General features: G+C 69.1%; 2 protein-coding genes. Both read left to right on the top strand.

The window, feature by feature from the left end:
• Nucleotides 1-203: 203 nt before the first annotated feature.
• Nucleotides 204-464, top strand: a complete 261-nt coding sequence (locus GEV06_28950; GenBank protein ID MPZ21870.1) for a hypothetical protein — start codon at nt 204-206, stop codon at nt 462-464.
• Nucleotides 461-644: hypothetical protein (locus GEV06_28945; GenBank protein ID MPZ21869.1), on the top strand; the 184-nt coding region annotated here is incomplete at its 3' end. The genes GEV06_28950 and GEV06_28945, both read left to right, overlap by 4 nt.

Below are 644 nucleotides of genomic sequence, written 5' to 3'. Positions count from 1 at the left end.
GCCGACCTCCGCGCGGGCGACCGCGTCCTAACACCCGACCGGGGCGAGGGTGTCGTCGACCGCGTCAACCGCCGGACGACAAACGTCATCCTCGAGACGCCGGGCGGGGTCCCCTATCACCGGAACTACCCGCACGCCGTTCTCACCGCGATCAACCGCGACGGCCGGTAGCACACACACGACGAACCGGAAGGAAGCACACCATGGCCACGTTTCGCGTTGAGATCACCGTCGTCGAAGAGGCCCCCTACGATCAGACCGGTGAGCGTGAGGTCTGGCACAGCAGCGTCGTCGAGACCGAGGACCAGGACGCCGCCGTGCGGCGGGTTCTCGTCGGCGACACCGCCGTGCGACAGGTTCTCGCCGATGAGTTCGGCTGGGATGGCCGCGAGCGCGCGCCCTACGCCCGAGACGAGAACCTCTGCGGTCCCTGCCAGGACCGCGAGGACGGGTACGCGTCATGACCGCCAACACCACGAATGCCAAGTCGATCATCCGCTGGCTCGCCCGGGGCGTCGCGCTCGCGCTTATTGTCGCGGGCGCACTGGGCTTCTACCTCGCACCGGCCTTCCCGATCCCGGCCCTCGCCGGCCTCGTCGGCCTCATCGTCGGCGGCGCGCTCTGGTTGCTGCCGATCAACGACT

This window comes from Luteitalea sp. (assembly GCA_009377605.1).
Classification (GTDB): domain Bacteria; phylum Acidobacteriota; class Vicinamibacteria; order Vicinamibacterales; family Vicinamibacteraceae; genus WHTT01.
Note: the sequence above shows the minus strand (reverse complement) of the source record. Positions and strands in the feature narration are given on the sequence as shown.

Bases quoted from the DNA above. Each gene is read 5' to 3' on its own strand.
- GEV06_28950 (MPZ21870.1), top strand. From the start codon at position 204: ATGGCCACGTTTCGCGTTGAGATCACCGTCGTCGAAGAGGCCCCCTAC.